21 protein-coding genes are annotated in these 17089 nt (G+C 37.6%); 9 read left to right on the top strand and 12 right to left on the bottom strand.

All coding sequences use genetic code 11. From position 1 onward, the window contains the following. The first annotated feature begins 5 nt into the window (after positions 1-5). Positions 6-629 carry a leucyl/phenylalanyl-tRNA--protein transferase gene (aat, locus tag ACO052_RS05495; RefSeq protein ID WP_422106995.1) on the top strand — a complete coding sequence of 208 codons (624 nt, stop codon included), beginning with the start codon at positions 6-8 and terminating at the stop codon, positions 627-629. On the opposite strand, the gene ACO052_RS05500 is transcribed toward aat, so the two are convergent. From ACO052_RS05500 to ACO052_RS05510, 3 genes are read right to left on the bottom strand one after another with little or no spacing between them, the layout of a single operon-like run. Beyond that, positions 626-1306 (bottom strand): DUF2490 domain-containing protein, encoded by a 681-nt coding sequence (locus ACO052_RS05500; protein WP_422106996.1) that lies wholly within the window; start codon positions 1304-1306, stop codon positions 626-628. The two genes, aat and ACO052_RS05500, sit on opposite strands and share 4 nt — an antisense overlap. Next, entirely contained in the window at positions 1293-1871 is a 579-nt protein-coding gene (locus ACO052_RS05505) for a hypothetical protein (RefSeq protein WP_422106998.1), read from the bottom strand. The genes ACO052_RS05500 and ACO052_RS05505 overlap by 14 nt, the downstream gene beginning before the upstream one ends. 18 nt (positions 1872-1889) lie before the next feature. Continuing rightward, positions 1890-2462, bottom strand: a complete 573-nt coding sequence (locus ACO052_RS05510) for a DNA-3-methyladenine glycosylase I (protein ID WP_422106999.1) — start codon at positions 2460-2462, stop codon at positions 1890-1892. A gap of 82 nt (positions 2463-2544) precedes the next feature. On the opposite strand from ACO052_RS05510, the gene ACO052_RS05515 reads away from it, so the two are divergent. Further along, positions 2545-3162: a thioredoxin family protein gene (locus ACO052_RS05515; protein WP_422107000.1), complete on the top strand. Its 618-nt coding sequence runs from the start codon at positions 2545-2547 to the stop codon at positions 3160-3162. Positions 3163-3203: 41 nt separating this feature from the next. On the opposite strand, the gene ACO052_RS05520 is transcribed toward ACO052_RS05515, so the two are convergent. The 7 genes from ACO052_RS05520 to ACO052_RS05550 form a co-directional block, all read right to left on the bottom strand. Continuing rightward, positions 3204-3938 (bottom strand): energy transducer TonB family protein, encoded by a 735-nt coding sequence (locus ACO052_RS05520; protein ID WP_422107001.1) that lies wholly within the window; start codon positions 3936-3938, stop codon positions 3204-3206. Positions 3939-4027: 89 nt separating this feature from the next. Continuing rightward, positions 4028-4786 carry a tRNA pseudouridine(55) synthase TruB gene (gene truB, locus ACO052_RS05525; RefSeq protein ID WP_422107002.1) on the bottom strand — a complete coding sequence of 253 codons (759 nt, stop codon included), beginning with the start codon at positions 4784-4786 and terminating at the stop codon, positions 4028-4030. After that, complete coding sequence (locus tag ACO052_RS05530; RefSeq protein WP_422107003.1) at positions 4783-5577, bottom strand: undecaprenyl-diphosphate phosphatase; 795 nt, start codon at positions 5575-5577, stop codon at positions 4783-4785. Before ACO052_RS05530 ends, truB begins: the two co-directional genes overlap by 4 nt. Before the next feature lie 60 nt (positions 5578-5637). Beyond that, positions 5638-5907: a DUF3098 domain-containing protein gene (locus ACO052_RS05535; protein ID WP_422107004.1), complete on the bottom strand. Its 270-nt coding sequence runs from the start codon at positions 5905-5907 to the stop codon at positions 5638-5640. 40 nt (positions 5908-5947) lie between these two features. After that, the gene (locus tag ACO052_RS05540; protein ID WP_422107005.1) at positions 5948-6307 is read right to left on the bottom strand and encodes a hypothetical protein; all 360 of its coding nucleotides are present in this window, start codon (positions 6305-6307) and stop codon (positions 5948-5950) included. Between the two features lie 41 nt (positions 6308-6348). Continuing rightward, on the bottom strand, positions 6349-6891 hold the full coding sequence (locus ACO052_RS05545) for a hypothetical protein (RefSeq protein WP_422107006.1): 543 nt from the start codon (positions 6889-6891) through the stop codon (positions 6349-6351). Positions 6892-6896: 5 nt separating this feature from the next. Next, the gene (locus ACO052_RS05550; RefSeq protein ID WP_422107007.1) at positions 6897-7775 is read right to left on the bottom strand and encodes a cell division protein FtsX; all 879 of its coding nucleotides are present in this window, start codon (positions 7773-7775) and stop codon (positions 6897-6899) included. Positions 7776-8090: 315 nt separating this feature from the next. On the opposite strand from ACO052_RS05550, the gene ACO052_RS05555 reads away from it, so the two are divergent. The 7 genes from ACO052_RS05555 to ACO052_RS05585 all read left to right on the top strand — a co-directional run bounded on the left by ACO052_RS05555 (position 8091) and on the right by ACO052_RS05585 (position 16006). Continuing rightward, positions 8091-8975, top strand: a complete 885-nt coding sequence (locus ACO052_RS05555) for an SIMPL domain-containing protein (RefSeq protein ID WP_422107008.1) — start codon at positions 8091-8093, stop codon at positions 8973-8975. A gap of 236 nt (positions 8976-9211) precedes the next feature. After that, a complete protein-coding gene (gene leuS, locus ACO052_RS05560; protein WP_422107009.1) occupies positions 9212-12073 on the top strand; it encodes a leucine--tRNA ligase in 2862 nt (953 codons plus the stop codon). 12 nt (positions 12074-12085) lie between these two features. Then, on the top strand, positions 12086-12475 hold the full coding sequence (locus ACO052_RS05565) for a lipocalin family protein (protein WP_422107010.1): 390 nt from the start codon (positions 12086-12088) through the stop codon (positions 12473-12475). Between the two features lie 50 nt (positions 12476-12525). Continuing rightward, positions 12526-12885 (top strand): outer membrane protein assembly factor BamE domain-containing protein, encoded by a 360-nt coding sequence (gene bamE / locus ACO052_RS05570; RefSeq protein WP_422107011.1) that lies wholly within the window; start codon positions 12526-12528, stop codon positions 12883-12885. A 423-nt stretch (positions 12886-13308) separates the two neighbouring features. Beyond that, on the top strand, positions 13309-14409 hold the full coding sequence (gene ald, locus ACO052_RS05575) for an alanine dehydrogenase (protein WP_422107012.1): 1101 nt from the start codon (positions 13309-13311) through the stop codon (positions 14407-14409). A gap of 88 nt (positions 14410-14497) precedes the next feature. After that, positions 14498-15187, top strand: a complete 690-nt coding sequence (locus ACO052_RS05580; protein WP_422107013.1) for a zinc metallopeptidase — start codon at positions 14498-14500, stop codon at positions 15185-15187. Positions 15188-15286: 99 nt separating this feature from the next. Continuing rightward, the gene (locus ACO052_RS05585; RefSeq protein ID WP_422107014.1) at positions 15287-16006 is read left to right on the top strand and encodes a Bax inhibitor-1/YccA family protein; all 720 of its coding nucleotides are present in this window, start codon (positions 15287-15289) and stop codon (positions 16004-16006) included. A 40-nt stretch (positions 16007-16046) separates the two neighbouring features. Here the strand turns inward: ACO052_RS05585 and ACO052_RS05590 are convergent, their stop codons facing one another. Together ACO052_RS05590 and ACO052_RS05595 are read right to left on the bottom strand one after the other, a co-directional pair. Further along, positions 16047-16586, bottom strand: a complete 540-nt coding sequence (locus tag ACO052_RS05590) for a hypothetical protein (RefSeq protein WP_422107015.1) — start codon at positions 16584-16586, stop codon at positions 16047-16049. Between the two features lie 3 nt (positions 16587-16589). After that, positions 16590-17060: an Lrp/AsnC ligand binding domain-containing protein gene (locus ACO052_RS05595; RefSeq protein ID WP_299366111.1), complete on the bottom strand. Its 471-nt coding sequence runs from the start codon at positions 17058-17060 to the stop codon at positions 16590-16592. Positions 17061-17089 lie beyond the last annotated feature (29 nt).

Below are 17089 nucleotides of genomic sequence, written 5' to 3' on the forward strand. Positions count from 1 at the left end.
GATTTATGTACTTTTTAACCCAAAAAATAGCATTTCCTGATGTCTCAGAAGCTACATCTGAGGGGCTTTTAGCTGTTGGTGGTGATTTATCTACTGAACGACTGCTGCATGCTTATGCCAATGGGATTTTTCCTTGGTTCGAAGATGAGGAACCGCTATTGTGGTGGTCGCCAGATCCAAGGTTTGTACTTTTTCCAAAAGATTTGAAGGTATCAAGGAGTATGGCACAACTACTGAAGAAAGACCTTTTTAAAGTTACAGTAAATAAAAGTTTTGAATCTGTTATAGAACAATGTGCCATTACCAAGCGTGAAGGGCAACAAGGGACTTGGATTACTGAGGATATGAAGCGTGCTTACACTAAACTGTATCAATTGGGCTATGCAAAATCCGTCGAAGTTTGGCTAGATAGAGCCTTGGTAGGAGGCTTGTATGGTGTAGACTTAGGGAATGGTGTGTTTTGCGGAGAAAGTATGTTCGCTAATGTAAGCAATGCCAGTAAGGTTGGATTCGTCCATTTGGTTCAGAATTCTAATTATAACTTAATTGATTGCCAGATCTATACGAAACATTTGGAAACCCTAGGCGCGAGACATATTTCGAGACAAGAATTTCTAAAATACCTTTAGATTTTGAGTATAGCAGATGTCAAGAGAAATAATCTTTCTTCCGTCTTAATATTAAAGGCTTCGAAGCGATATTCCAAACCCAACTGAAGTTTCAATGTCTCAGAAATTAACCAGCCGATCTGGGACGTGGTTCTATGGTCAAGTTCAGGCTTTATCTTCGCACCAATACTCAGCAAACCTTCCATGGAGGTGATTAAATAAGCTTCGCCTACGTCGAGCTTTTCACCATTTAGTGGAAAATCTAAAGCCAACCGATAACGACTTCTAAAAATTGTGAGTTCATCTAAAATGCGCTGCTCGAATCTAACACGATGCCCGAATCGTAGGGCTTGATTACTTTTTGTATAATTAAATTGCTGGGTTAAGCGCAATTCGTTACTTCCGCCATCAATGGATGCTCTCAACCGATATTGTACACCTAAACTAAGTGCATTGTTATAATCTAGATTTAAGGTAGAAAAATGAACAAAGTCCAGTTGTCTGTTTTCAAAACTAAGGGCATCGTCTTGATACATATAATAGCGAGAACGCAGGGCAAAATTAAACTTATAATGACTGGAAAATCGTTTGTTTAAAGCAAAACCGCTTTCGCCTAAACCTTCAAAATTAGATTGCGCTGATGATTGAATGCCTACAAAACATGTGAAGACATATAGCAAGTATCTAGTATAAGACATGCTCGTAGGACGTCTGATTTACAATTCTGAAACTTATGAAGGTCCCTTCGCTATCGAATTCAAATTCTCTCAATTCGCGCTGTTTATCAACTTTGACTTCCGCAATGATTTCAAATTTAGGTGCAATACTGGTTTTTTGAGATAATATTTGGTTGACGAATTCAGAGGATTCAAATTGTGGATTGAAAATATATTGCTTTTGGACTTTGATCAACTTGTGTTTTTTAAAAGAGGACTTAAAATAGTTTTTAATAGTGACTCTTTTTTCCTCATCTAGAGCTTTGAATTTAGTTAGGACCTCTAAGTCCTCAATGATACCTTCATTAGAAAATTCCAAGCTATAGCGTTTACCCTTGTATTTAAATTTGGCCTCAAAACTGTGTTTCTGTCCATCGGTTTCTTTATAAAAATTGATGCGCTTACAATGTTTTGGAAGTGTTTCGATAACCTTTTGGGCGGCTACAGGAAACTCGGATAGCAATATCCGTTCTTCCTTTTCGTTTTTGGTTTGGCTTAGAGCGAGCTGTCCAAAGCACAATAAAATAAGTAATACATCTAGTCGCATTGGTCCTAAACTATAAGGTTATACTTCATTATACCTAAAACAAGAAACTTCATGGTCATTCACTATCCCAGTGGCCTGCATAAATGCATATACGACGGTTGTACCTACAAATTTAAATCCTCGCTTTTTTAAATCTTTACTTATGGCATCACTCAAGGGTGTATTGGCCGGTGCATCTCTATGATCTTTTAAGGCGTTTTTTATAGGTTTTCCATCTACATAAGCCCAGATGTATTCAGAAAAACTCCCAAATTCTTTCTGTACTTCAATAAAAGCCTGAGCATTGGTTATTGTGGCCTTTATTTTGAGTTTGTTTCTTATTATTCCTGAATTTTGAAGAAGTTCCTCATATTTGTCGTCGCCATAATTTGCAATGGTCTTATAGTTAAAACTGTCAAGAGCTTTTCTAAAGTTTTCACGCTTTCTCAAAATGGTTATCCAACTTAACCCAGCTTGGAAAGTTTCAAGAATTAGGAATTCAAATAAGGTATGGTCATCATAAACAGGAACCCCCCATTCCTCATCATGATACTTAATATAAAGAGGATCATCTTTGGGCCAAGCACATCTTTGAACATCTCCGTTTTTCATTTTATGAAAGGTTTTTTATCATAATTCTACTAAGGTAACATATGTCACATAATTTATGACAAAACAAAGCTAATTTTGTAGTATGGAAGTATTAGAAAACACAATGATAAACGACACCATCGCCCAAAGCTTGGAGCATTCAATGACTTATGACAATTACAGAACCTTGGTCTCAAACTTAGTTGAAGAAAAATCAACAACAGGACATGATAAGACGGAGGCCTTAATAAATTATACGATGTTGAATGACAGGCGTATGAAGCGTTGGGATAAAACTGTAAAGCTTACTGAAGCAGCTATTGAAAAGATAAAAGCTTTTGATAAAAAAGTCACATGGCTGGTGCTAACAGAGAGTTGGTGTGGGGATGCCGCACATATAATGCCCGTCATAGATATGGTGGCGAAGCTCAATGACCAAATAGACTATAAAATAGTCTTAAGGGATGATAACGACAAATTGATGGATCAATTTTTGACCAATGGAGGTAGAGCCATCCCAAAGTTAATAATGGTTGATAATGAAACCAATGAAGTTCTTAATACCTTTGGACCTAGGCCAACAGTGGCAACTGAAATGGTAAATGCCTATAAAACTGAACATGGCAAATTAACACCAGAGTTTAAAGAAGACTTACAACGATGGTACAATAAGGACAAAGGGCAATCCACAGTTGAAGATTTGGTCAATCTTTTGAGTTAAGTTATTGGTGGCTGAGCCTGTCTGTAGACAGGCGTAGTCGATCAATTTTTCCCTTTAAATAGGAAGGTGATCGTACCAATCTGCTCTTTTTTACTTGAGGCATCAAAATGAACATCTTTAGCATATTCTAAGGCGCGGTCCGTTAAGCAAGCATTATTTGAATTTGATGAGCCATTAATAAAGGCATCAATGACCTCGCCATTGCCGTTCACGGTGATGCTAACGACAATTTTACCGCCTTTTTCGCAAAGGTACCTTGGAATATCATAATTCTGCATAGTCCTACCCGTAAGGGAATAGGTCAATGTACTCTTAGATTTCGCATGTTCATCGGCGATCTTTTTATTTTCTAATCGCTTATTAAGTTCCTCTTGAAGCTTTTTATAGGATTCAGTATCTTCTGAATTTAGCGCATAAGCGTTGCTGTTAGCATAAGATTTATTGATGTTAGTTTCCTCTTGGACATCGTCAGCTTTGGCATCTTCCAAGGCTTTGGTGGTGCGCTCAAAATCATTGGCACTTACAGTCTTAAAATTCCGCATTAACTCTTTGAATTCTTGATCTTCGTTAAATGCCTTATTGGTTGCGGTTCCATTTAAGGCTTCGAGTATTTCTTGCTCTTCCTCCGTTAACTCTGGTTCAGGTTCGATCTCATAATAACTTTCCGTAATGAGATTCCCTTTTTGTTTTAATTGAATACTAAACATAGCAAGCACCACAGTTCCTGTGAGAAGAAATGTGATAATAGCGGCTTTATATTGTTCAATGAGTTTCAAAATATACCGATATTTCTAGCATTTAGATATACGAATATAATAATGAAAAAGTTTAGATGCCCCTCATAACCTCATGTTAAATATGTGTTTTAAGGGAGATTAGCCAAGAATTCCTCGGGGCTTAGCGCATCTTCGACTCTAAAATCTCCGATACGTGTGCGTCGTAATTCAGATAAATGTGCACCAGAATTTAGTGCTTTTCCGAAGTCATGAGCCAAAGAACGGATATATGTGCCTTTGCTACAGACTACTCTAAATTTTAACTCTAAACCTGTACTGAGTGTGTCGCGCTGAGCTTGTTGAAGCGCAGTCGAAGCACCTGTGCTGAGCACAGTCGAAGCATCAATGTTGGTAATTTCAAATTCAGAGATTTCGACTTGTCGCGATTTGATGTCCACATGTTCTCCAGCTCTTGCAAATTCATACAAGCGTTTCCCCTCTTTTTTTATGGCGGAAAACACTGGTGGGAATTGTTCAATAGTACCTACAAATTGTTTTGCAGTTTCATGAATCAAGTCCTCCGTAATATGATTTGTCGGGAAAGTAGCATCAATATCGGTTTCCAAATCGTAAGAAGGCGTCGTACTACCTAAAACAAAAGTACCTGTATATGCTTTTTCCTGACCTTGAAAGGTATTGATCTGTTTGGTCATTTTGCCCGTACAAATTACGAGTAAGCCTGTTGCTAAAGGATCTAAGGTTCCCGCATGACCAACCTTGATTTTTTTGATAGCGAATGCTTTTCGGATGGCCCAACGTAATTTATTCACGGCTTGAAAAGAGGTCCAGTGCAGCGGTTTGTCTATAAGTAAGACTTGGCCATTTTTAAAATCCTCTAAGGTTTTCATGAGGCAAACGACCAAATAATAGCTATTAGACCAACGACAATACAATAGATAGCAAAATAGGTCAGCTTACTTTGCTTTACAAGTGCTATCATCCATTTACAGGCAAACAAACCTGCAATAAACGCTGCAACGAAGCCAATACTTAAAGTCGTAAAGTTGGTGCTTTCATAAGTAATCTCGCCACTTAAAACGTCCTTGGCTATTTTTCCAAAAATCAGCGGGACCACCATTAAAAATGAAAATCGGGCCGCTTTGGTTTTATCATTTCCTAGAAGCACAGAGGTAGAAATCGTAGCACCTGAGCGCGAAATTCCAGGTAGCATGGCGATCGCTTGTGAAATTCCGATAACAAAGGCATTGCTATAGGAGACACTTTTATCCGTGTCTTTGGCTCTATCTGCCAAGAATAAGAGGATAGCCGTCACAATAAGCATAAATCCTACGAGCATAATATTGCCGCCAAACAGCTGCTCTAATTGGTCTTCAAAAAAGAGCCCAACAACTACAGCAGGTAACATGGATATGGCGATCTTCATTAAAAATTGTAAGTCTTCATTCCATTCAAATTTTAGAATACCTTTTATAATTTGAATAATGTCTTGTCTAAAAATAACGATAGTGCTCAACGCCGTAGCGAAATGAAGAACCACTGTAAACAAGAGACTTTCTTTGGGTACAGAATTATCACCAAGAATGGCTTTTCCTAATTCAAGGTGGCCACTAGAAGACACTGGTAAAAATTCGGTAAGGCCCTGTACAATGCCTAAGATAATCGCATCAATAATTTCCATAAGGGCAAATATTACACTTCAAATGTCAAATTCCAAATAGAACGATTTGGTATTTACGATTTAGTTTTTGGGTTTTTTGTCTTTATCAGGATTGAGAAGAATGGCGTAGACCTGAATGCCAAAACCAATTAACACTAAGGTTGGCGCTAAACGAATACGTCTCCAACTAAATACATCTGGATTCCAAACATTAGGATCATCACTTCCGCCACCAGCCATTAAGATGAAGCCGATAACAATACATGCCAAGCCAATAAGCATGAACTTATAGTTTTTCTTTCCGAAGATAAATTCTGCCTTTGACTGCTCTTTGCGTTTTTTTTCTCCCACGTTGTTATATTAAGTCCTACGAAGCTTTAGCGAAGTAGGATTAGTTTTCAAATTCCGTAAAGATTATGTCATCGCCTAAGGCCATTTGGGAAATATGCTCTGAGGTAATGCCACCAATTACTTTTGCTAAGTGCAAAGTAACGGTTTTATTTAAAACTTTTGTCTTAAGGGAATCTAAATTTAAACCGCGTTCCAATCCGCGGTTGATATAATAGAAATCTGTGCCATCATCATGGAAAACAATATCCTTAACACCACCTTCGGTAATTTTAGTGATTTTAACAGCAATAACTTCGCAGTCTTCGGGCTTGGTGTTTTGGATGATGCAGGATTTTAGGAGTAGCATACAGGCGATAATTACTAATAAACCAATACCTGTGGAGATAACTTTAGTTTTCATGGTTGGTAGTTTTAAGATAAACGAAAAGTCAACCCTAAATATTATTTGATGATTTCAAGTTTGCCGTAAGGCAGAAACGGTTGGTTGAGAAGTCCAATGGCGTAGGTTATCCTTATAGTGTCATTTTCCTGAATATAGATTAAATTTTCGTTAGAAAATTTATTTTCTGTACTGAACCAATGACGGCTATTCACAGCTTTTAACCCTACGACATTATCATTGTCAATTACTGATCTATGTATAACTTCAAAATGTTCTTCAATACTATTTTTTGCGTAGATTTTATTGAGATAAAATGCGGTTTGATCTTTAACCATTCCTACATAGAGTGCGGAAACGAATCCAAAAAAAACACCATAGGCAAAGCTCTTGGCAATTTTTATAAAATTGTCTTTTTCTTGTGAATGTCTCAAAACAAAGCCCATAACAATGAGCAATACAATACAAAAGATAATAATGTAACTAATAAGACTTAATTCAAATTTGTTTAAATCATCATAATCTTTAAAAAAGAAGTCCAGTAAACTCAGGAGCCCAATATAAATCATGGGTAAAGCGAGTAATTTTTCTATTGAAAACTTCATTGCACCTAGTAATACAACTGATCCGTCTTTAAATTCAAGAAGCGTTGTGTAGCGATAAAGGTGCTAATCCAAGTAATAACGATGCCCAAAACGAAGACGCCGGCAAAAAGGCCGATAATCATTACCGTGTTTCTGAGGAGCTCTAATTCAGGGAAAGTACGATCTAAGTAATAGAGGACTATTGCCATACCGATCAAGGCCACCACAGCGCCAATAATACCAAGTTGAATGCTCTTCCAAACAAAAGGTTTTCTAATAAAGCTTTTGGTGGCACCAACCATTTGCATGGTCTTAATAATAAATCGTTTAGAGTATACCGCTAATCGAATGGAACTATTGATCAACAACACAGCAATTAAAGTAAAAAGTCCACTAATAATTAATACCCAAAAACTAATCTTATTGACATTATCATTCATTAACTCCACCAAATCATTGTCGTATCGTATTTCTTCAATAAAGGATTTATTGCTTAAGTCATCCGATATTTCACTCAGCTTTTCGGTCGTAACATAATCGGCTTTTAAATACACATCAATAGAATTTTGAAGTGGATTATACCCCACAAAATCCATAAAATCTTCACCAGTTTCGGTTTTCATCAGTTCAGCAGCTTCTTCTTTAGAGACATAGACAGCTTCCTTAGAGTAGTCTGCCATGGCCAAGGTTTTTTTAAGTTGATTGACTTCAACTTCTTTAGCGGTATCATTTAAGTAGATGGTCATGACGACTTGTTCCTTAAAATGATCGGCTACTTTTTTAGAATTGATGACCAATAAGCCTAAACAGCCTAGGAGAAATAAGACCAAAGCAATGCTGATTACAACAGAAACATAAGATGAAATTAGTTTTCGCTTTTGGTATTTGTCAAAAGATGAAGCCATATAGAACGGATTAATGCTGTAAAAATAGTAAAGTAATATCTAACCACTTATCCTTAAATAAACAAAAACTTATGATAATTATTGTTATTTGATTTTACGGGGTAGGTGTGCTCATGATGAAAACTTTCAAAACTCAACTGGAGCATTGTGTTTTTAGAGAAGGGGATTTTTCAGTAACTAAAAATTCAACCGAACGCATTCTCTCAACCGGACTAATCTTTCACATACCAAGAAGTATCTATGACTCATTTGAGCTTTCCGTAAAAGCAGCGTGCCACTATTTTTAACTTCAAAATTTTAAAAAAACATAGTACAATGAAAGCGTTTCTAGTTACAATCATTATTTCATTATTAGCTCTGAGTTCAACAGCCCAAATAGCAGGAAATCAACTCTATGGAAAGAACTCACACCATAATTATAACATAATTTCAAATACAGAACCCAAAATAGTTGCTTCCGAAAAAAATGTAACATTCACAGTAGACGTTTTGATGAATGCTAAGCCCGATTTTTTCAAAGTTGTATTAGGTGCACATCAGGAGGGAAAAACGGTAATAGAGTGTAATGATAAGATAAATGAAAGAATCGAAGGTTTAAAAAAGAGTCTAAAACGTCTCAATATCACTGAGAAAGATATATACGTTGACTTTATTACACAGAATAAGATTTATGATTATCAACTAAATCAAAATGTAGCTGAACAGATTGATATGGGCTATGAGATTAAGAAGAACATAATCATAGAATTTAACGATATAAGCATTTTTGATGAGCTTGTATCTATAAGTGCTTCACACAGTATTTTTGATATTATAAAAGTAGATTACTTCAACACGGATCAGGTTAAGATCTACGATCAACTTTTTGAAGCTTGTCTAAAAGTTGTAGACCGTAAAAAGAATATGTATGAGAAATACATGGATTTAACGCTCAGCAAGCGTTTTAGTATTGTGTCGGAAAATAGTTCATGTATAATGCCAAAGATCCAATACAGAGATTATAAAGCCTTTGAAGCATCAGATGTTTCTACTTATAATACATACAATAAAATGGTTAAAAAAGATTTGAGGAAGCGTGCTACTTTCTTCTATGAAGGCACAGATATATCGAGGTTTGATCACACTATAAACCCTGAAATGGTTGATATTCCAATTCAATATGCACTTAGACTTAAGCTCTCATTTAGGATAAATGAATAGATTTTGACTTAGTAACAACGAAAGAGGATTCTCTTTTGTTGTCATTAAAATTAACGTATTCTTTCATTGTCATAATTACAAGGTTTAGTTTTTAATTGTGTTGCAATACCACTAAATTTGCGCTCATTATTGTCATGACGAGGGCAAAACGTCCCAAGCAATCCCCTATTTAAAGGAAATTGCCACATCGGGCCTTTGGCTTGACTCGCGGTGACACATACAGGATATTGTAAATTATGAAATACAACTTTAACACCATAGAAAAAAAGTGGCAAGACTACTGGGCAAAAAACGAGACCTTTAAGGCCTCTAATGAGAGTGATAAGCCCAAATACTATGTCTTGGACATGTTTCCTTATCCAAGTGGTGCAGGTTTGCACGTAGGTCATCCCCTAGGCTATATTGCTAGCGATATCTATGCGCGTTACAAGCGTCACAAGGGTTTTAATGTATTGCACCCACAGGGTTATGATAGTTTTGGTTTGCCTGCGGAACAGTATGCTATTCAGACAGGGCAGCATCCAGCAGTAACCACCGAGGCTAATATTAAAACCTATCGTAGACAATTAGACCAAATTGGGTTTTCGTTTGATTGGAGCCGTGAGGTACGTACGTCAAATCCAGACTATTACAAATGGACCCAGTGGATTTTTATCCAGTTGTTCGAATCCTGGTATAATAATGATACTCACAAAGCAGAACATATTGATACCCTTGTCAAAGTTTTTGAAGCTGAAGGCAATCATAATGTCAATGCCGCTTGCGATGATGATACGGAAACCTTTACGGCAGATGAATGGAATGCCTATTCTGAAGGTGAAAAACAACATATCCTTTTAAAATACCGACTCACCTATTTGGCAGAAACCGAAGTCAACTGGTGTCCGGCACTCGGCACGGTCTTGGCCAATGACGAAATCGTCAATGGGGTATCGGAGCGTGGAGGTCATCCTGTAATTCGCAAAAAAATGACCCAATGGAGCATGCGTATTTCAGCTTATGCAGAACGCTTATTGCAAGGTTTAGAAACGATTGACTGGACGGATGCTTTAAAAGATATTCAAAGAAACTGGATTGGTAAATCCGTAGGGGCCTCAGTAACCTTTAATGTGGTGTCTGAGGCTCTCGAAGACACTAACAGCGAGGACACTTCGAGTGCCTCAGTGTCCAAACATACTATAGACGTCTTCACCACCAGACCAGACACCATTTTTGGGGTATCCTTTATGACTTTGGCACCAGAGCACGAGTTGGTGTCCCAAATCACTACCGAAGCCCAAAAAGCTGAGGTTGAGGCCTATATAGAAGCTACAGCCAAGCGCAGCGAACGCGATCGAATGGCGGATGTCAAAACCATTTCTGGAGTCTTTACAGGAGCCTATGCCGAGCATCCATTTACCAAAGAACCTATTCCGATTTGGATTGGTGATTATGTTTTAGCGAGTTATGGCACCGGAGCAGTAATGGCAGTACCATGTGGTGACCAGCGCGATTATGATTTTGCAAAGCATTTTGATATCCCAATTCCAAATATTTTTGAAGGCGTCGATATTTCTGAAGAAGCCTTTGCCGATAAAGACAAAACTATTATTGCCAATAGCGATTTCATCAATGGCATGAATTATAAAAAGGCGACCAAACGTGTCATTTACGAATTGGAACAAATCGGCCAAGGCCAAGGGAAGACCAATTACCGCTTAAGGGACGCCGTCTTCTCAAGACAGCGGTATTGGGGAGAACCTTTTCCAGTGTATTACAAAAATGGTCTGCCACAAATGATCAATGAAAAATACTTGCCCTTAACGCTTCCAGAGGTGGAGAAATACCTGCCGACAGAAACTGGCGAACCACCATTAGGTAATGCTAAGGTTTGGGCTTGGGATACCAATCAGTGTGCAGTGGTCAGTAATCAGTTAATCGATAATGAAACAGTGTTCCCAATAGAGCTGAACACCATGCCGGGCTGGGCAGGAAGTTCACAGTATTTTAACCGTTATATGGATCCTCATAATGACAAAGAAATCTTTTCTCAAGAGGCGATTAATTACTGGCAGCAGGTAGACTTGTATATTGGAGGAAGCGAACATGCCACAGGGCACTTGTTATACTCGCGGTTCTGGCAAAAGTTTATGTTCGATAAAGGCTTGGTGCCTGTTGACGAATATGCCAAAAAATTAATCAATCAAGGCATGATTTTGGGGACGAGTGCAATAGCGCACAGAATTTCAGGAACGAATCAATATGTGTCTAATGGATTAAAGAATGATCATAGTGTCGAAGAAATTAGAGTTGATGTAAATCTTGTAAATTCTTCAGACGAAGTTGATATTGAATCACTAAAAAACTGGCAACCTCAATTCAAAGATGCTGAATTTATCTTGGAAGATGGCAAATTTATTGTGGGAAGAGAGGTTGAGAAAATGTCGAAACGTTGGTACAATGTGGTCAATCCTGATGAAATTTGTGAACAGTATGGCGCTGACAGTTTGAGACTCTACGAAATGTTCCTTGGGCCCTTAGAGCAATACAAACCTTGGAATACGGCAGGGATTACAGGAGTGCATGGCTTCCTTAAAAAATTGTGGAAACTCTATAATGATGACAATGGGTCTAAAGTCACAGATGCAGAACCGAACAAAGACAACTTAAAAACCCTGCATAAAACCATCAAGAAAGTCGAAGAGGATATAGAGAACTTCTCGTTTAATACCTCGGTATCCACCTTTATGATTGCGGTTAATGAGTTAACAGCTCAAAAGTGTACGAGTCGGTCCATCTTAGAGCCCTTATTGATTCTGATTTCTCCTTATGCACCACATATTGCAGAAGAACTATGGGAACAATTAGGGTACTCAGTATCTATTGCCACAGCTCCTTTCCCTAAGTTTGAAGAAAAGCATTTGGTGGAGAGCTCTAAGAATTACCCCATTTCCTTTAACGGGAAGATGCGTTTTACCTTAGAGTTGCCATTGGATATGAGTAAGGAAGATATTGAGAAAACGGTTTTAGCTTACGAAAAAACCCAAGAACAATTGCAAGGCCGCACCCCTAAAAAAGTTATTGTGGTGCCAGGTAAGATTGTTAATATTGTTGGTTAAATCCATAAATTTATGAAGAAAGTATTTGTTTTAATAAGTTGTGTTTTACTTTTAATTTCCTGTTCCAGTGATGATAGCAATGGTGTTGATAGCATCGTAGGACAATGGCAAATGATAGAGCGTTTTGAATCTAATGTTCAGGTTGAAGTTGGGTGTTCACAATATTACTATACAGAATTCATGAGTAATAATGAGCTTGGCGGAGGCTATATAGATTTTAGTACGACACCTATGGAATGTGCAACAGTTACATTTGAATTGTTACGATGGAGAAAGTCGGGTAATAACTACGAGATTTATGTTGATCCAAGTGATATCATCTCAGTAGCCTATTTTGAAGGCGATAATTTGGTGATCGAACCGAATTCGGCAGATTCTAGATGGGTTTACCAAAGGTTGTAGCGCTATTTAGATATTTATTATACTCAAGAGCATAGCATGAATTATTAGTGATGATACAAAAGCTAAGTAGAAACAATAAAATAGGACTGTTTTTCTTTTTAGCTTTTATCATAAGCATGTCGCTCATTTGGACATTCGAAGAGCGTTTTGATAAACAGCGATGGAAAAATCAACCTGACAGTCGTTACCAAATGATCGATGATCTTATTGAATCGCAATTGCTTATGGGTACTACCAAAGCTCAAGTTATATCCTTATTGGGTGAGCCTACTTCAAGTTCTCAAACCGATAAGGATAGTTTTATCTACAATATAGGAGACCCGCCCAGCTTTTTTAATTCGCGTAAAGAACATCTGCTCATCATTTTTGTGGACCAGAAGGTGGATGAAGTGACTTTGGCTTACGAGTAATGAGAGACTTCTCGATAGTTCTGCTGAGCGCAGTCGAAGTACATCCCGACGGTAGGCGTCGGGACATTCGAAGTGACACTAGCCTGTTAGTAGAATGTCAGTTTGAGTGTCACGCCAAAGGCGTGATGTATCGAGAACTTATTAGATTGAAAAACACGCTTTTCACTTTATCGAAACTATAGTACTTACGTCTATTGCTGTATTTCTTTGAAAATGAAGTATTTGTTGAGGAATTCATAAAATAAAAACTTCAAAATAATAAATCCATAAAAATGACTTTAAATTAAATCTCAAATTTGGATAGTTGACATTTTTAATAGTATTTCACAGTGCTATTAATCTCAATAATCTACTAAATCTGAAATGGGCTTAATTAGTTTTAGCCTGTTTCATTTAGTAGATGTTCAATTAAAAATCTATTAAATGAAAATTGGAGTCCCAAAAGAAATCAAGAACAACGAAAACAGAGTTGGTATGACACCGGCTGGAGTGTTCGAACTTATCAAAAACAATCACACCGTTTATGTGCAAAAAAGTGCTGGTTTAGGCAGTGGCTTCTTTGATGAAGACTATGAAGATGTCGGAGCAACTATACTAGATTCTATTGAAGAGGTCTACGGGTCTGCAGATATGATTGTAAAAGTCAAAGAACCAATTGCTGAAGAGTACGATTTAATTAAACCGCATCATGTGGTCTTTACCTATTTCCACTTTGCATCGAGCGAACCTCTAACGAGAGCAATGCTCAATAGTGAAGCCGTATGTATTGCTTACGAAACAGTTGAAGACGAAGATGGCTCCTTACCACTACTAACACCGATGTCTGAGGTGGCCGGACGTATGGCTATTCAACAGGGCGCGAAGTATTTGGAAAAACCGATTAAGGGTCGTGGTGTATTATTAGGAGGCGTACCGGGTGTACCTCCGGGAAAAGTGTTGGTACTTGGTGCCGGAACGGTAGGTATCCAAGCCGCTAAAATGGCAGCAGGTCTTGGAGCGCATGTGACTATTATGGATATTAATATGAAGCAATTGCGTTACGTTAATGATGTTATGCCCAATCATGTGGTGACTGAATTTTCAAGTGAGTTCAATATTAGAAATAGAATTAAAGATCACGATTTAATTGTGGGTGGCGTCTTAATCAAAGGAGCCAAAGCACCAAAATTAATTACCAGAGAGATGCTTAAGGATATGCGTCCAGGAACTGTCATCGTAGACGTGGCAGTAGATCAGGGCGGTTGTATTGAAACCACCAAAGCCACCACACACGAAGATCCAACCTATATTATTGACGATGTGGTTCACTACTGTGTGGCCAATATGCCAGGAGCTGTACCTTATACATCGACCTTAGCTTTAACCAATGTGACTTTGCCTTATGTATTGCGACTGGCAAACCAAGGCTGGGAAGTGGCTTGTGCAAAGGATGCATCATTGCGAAAGGGTCTTAATATTGTTAAAGGTAAAATTGTATACGAAGAAATCGCAGATGCTTTTAATTGGTCTGTAGATGCCATGTAATTGTTAACATACTGACAATATTTCCTATTCTTTTTTTGGCTTACTTTTTGCTAATTTTATTAGTGTAAAACTTTTAAAATTTAAAGTTATGATGGGATATTATGTGCTCGCTGGAGTCCTTTTCTTAGTGAGTTCTTATGTGAGCAACAAGTTAAAGAGTAAGTTTCAGCACTATTCAAAGATTAGTCTGCGAAACGGGATGAGTGGGAGAGAAATCGCTGAAAAGATGTTATCGGATCATGGTATATATGATGTGGAAGTCATTTCTACACCAGGTCAATTAACCGATCATTATAATCCAAAAAATAAAACGGTTAATCTTAGCGAAGCAGTTTATAACCAAAGAAATGCTGCAGCTGCGGCAGTAGCTGCCCATGAAGTGGGTCATGCCGTACAACACGCAAAAGCTTACAGTTGGTTAGAAATGCGTTCGGCCATAGTTCCTGCCGTTGGCGTAAGTAGTAAATTATCTAATATTGTACTTATGTTAGGGCTGGTGCTATCAGCAACAGGCAGTGCCTTTGGTCTTGGTATCTTTCTATTGGGGATTGTATTATTTGGGGTAACCACGGCATTTACCTTCATAACCTTACCTGTTGAATACGATGCCAGTAAAAGAGCTTTGGTTTGGCTGAAGACTAAAAACATGGTGACACAGCAAGAATATAAAGGTTCTGAAGATGCCTTAAAATGGGCCGCAAGAACCTATTTGGTAGCCGCACTAGGCTCTCTGGCGACACTCTTGTACTTTGTGATGATGTACATGAACAGAAGATAAAATTGAAAAAAACATGTAGGAATAGCCCTGAATTTCAGGGCTATTTTTATGGTTTATATATGGAAAATACTTACATTTAAATTCTAAACTGATCAAATTATGATAGAAAACGAATTACCAGATCAACTACCAGAAAAAGTAATGGTAAGTAGTCTAACGGAAATAGAACGCGCTGCGTTTTATAGAAAAACCTATGCACATGTAGCGGGTGGTGTATTGGTATTTATACTTTTTGAATACTTGTTATTACAAAGTGATACTGTAGTAGAGTTTATGCTCTCCATGACTGAGGGTTATAAGTGGTTATTAATGTTAGGTGGCTTTATGTTGGCGACCAATTATGCCGAGAGTATGGCCTTAAGAACCACGGATAAAAACAAACAATACCTTGCCTATGGCATATACATTTTCTTTGAAGCCCTAATTTTTGTGCCACTCATTTATATTGCAGCTTTTTACATGGATTCGGGTCTTGAAATTCTCAATCAGGCGGCAATCGTGACACTGGCCTTGTTTACAGGTCTATCTGCTGTGGTATTGGTTACGAAAAAAGACTTTTCTTATTTAAGAACTGGATTGATGGTTGGCTTTTTTATCGCCATAGGCTTAATCGTTGCCGGAACACTATTTGGGTTTAATCTAGGATTGTGGTTTTCCGTTGGCATGTGCCTCTTGGCTGGTGGTGCCATTCTATACCAAACTTCAAACCTGGTCAATAAATATGGTGTTGAGGATTATATCCCAGCGGCATTAGGCTTATTCGCATCTTTAATGCTATTGTTCTGGTATATACTCAGAATCTTTATGTCTAGGGATTAGCTTATTAGAAACTAAATAAAACAACAAAAGCCCTGAGAAATTAGGGCTTTTGTTGTATTTCATAACAGGTTATTTCGTTTTCTTTTTTGGGAATTTTAATTCCTAATTCCTTAGCAATGTAGATAACGCTTTCAAGCTGGTCAGACAGCTTTAAACCTTCATATTCGCCTTTTAATGGATTGCCAACATTTTTTTTCAGGATTTCATCAACGTAGTTAGGCGACTCGACGACGTATTCTCTCACCTTTTTACCATTTTTATAATAGTTGAAGTCGAACGATAAGTCCACATCACCAACTGAACAGGTAAAGATTTCATAGGTTTCAGCCAGATGTTCAATGCGTTGAGAAACAGCCTCAGAATACCATAACGAATAAAAGAAATTATCCATTATATGAATCCAATTATCATCCCTAGACATATAAATATGATTTTCTGTCCCATGAAATTCGTTGTTTAAATTGACTTCGCTTCTGATTTCAAAATTAAAGAGGGATAGAATTTCAATGTCCGTTTTTCTGCTGATGCCTTTTAAGAAGATGAAATACGGACAACAGGGTATTCCATTTATAATCTTCATCCTCTATATCTTAATCTGCCTATTGATTTGTTGTTGAAGCGAAATAAAGGTTTCGGTACGCGATACGCCTTTAATACCTTGAATTTGGGTGTTGAGTAAATGCATTAAATGTTCATTATCCTTAGAAAGGATTTTTATAAAAATACTCCACTCCCCGGTGGTGTAATGACATTCAATGACTTCTGGTACACGTTGCAATTGCTTTACGGCTTCAGGATTACTCACCGCTTTGTCTAAATAAACACCCACAAAAGCCATGGTGGTATAGCCTAGAACTTTTGGGTTAATGATAAATTTTGAACCTGATAGAAGGCCCGACTTTTCGAGTTTTTTAAGTCTTTGGTGAATAGCAGCTCCAGAAATACCGACATTTCTGGCAATCTCTAATATCGGAGTTCTGGCATCTTCCATTAGAGCTCTTAGTATTTTTTTGTCTATACCATCAATATATATGCCTTTGTCGCTAACTTTCATCGCTTAGTCGTTTTCATTTCCAAGAAATG

The organism is Winogradskyella sp., assembly GCF_965228925.1.
Taxonomy (GTDB): domain Bacteria; phylum Bacteroidota; class Bacteroidia; order Flavobacteriales; family Flavobacteriaceae; genus Winogradskyella.